1 protein-coding gene is annotated in these 596 nt (G+C 48.5%); it reads left to right on the plus strand.

The window, feature by feature from the left end:
• The coding region (locus EXE30_RS15755; protein WP_228256132.1) for a phage late control D family protein at positions 1-596 on the plus strand (596 nt) is incomplete at both ends.

The following is a 596-nucleotide window of genomic DNA, read 5'->3' on the forward strand; positions in this document are numbered from 1 at the left end:
GAGGCCGTACAAGGGCAGTCTGATGGAAGTTTGACCCTATATAAACTCAAACTGCAAGACCCTACTGCACTGTGGCACAAACGCCGTAACAGCCGCGTGTTTATGAATAAAACCGTGCTGGATATTGTTCAAACCCTTTTTAAAGAATGGCAACAACGCAGCCCCTTATTCGCATCCAGTCTTACACTTGATATTAGCGGCGTGACACAAGACTACGATGTCCGACCCTTTGTGATGCAAGCCAATGAAAGCGACTATGATTTCATTACCCGATTACTCAGAAGCGAAGGCATCAACTGGCTGATCGATGAAGGCCAACTCAACGTTGCCAACAGCAATAGCCCAATCCAAGCCCAAAAACTTCGCTTGATCGATGACAACAATCAATACCAAGCCTTAAATCGAAGAACGATTCGCTACCACCGCAGCAGTGCCACCGAACAATACGACAGCATGACCAGCCTCATTGCGGAACGTTCTCTACAACCCACTGCAGTGCATGTCCAACGCTGGCAAGCTGATGCCTTAGAACAAGAAGACGGTGCAGGCAGCGTCCAAAGCAAACATCGGCATAGCGAACAACACGACAATGCCAG

Source organism: Acinetobacter halotolerans, from assembly GCF_004208515.1.
Classification (GTDB): domain Bacteria; phylum Pseudomonadota; class Gammaproteobacteria; order Pseudomonadales; family Moraxellaceae; genus Acinetobacter; species Acinetobacter halotolerans.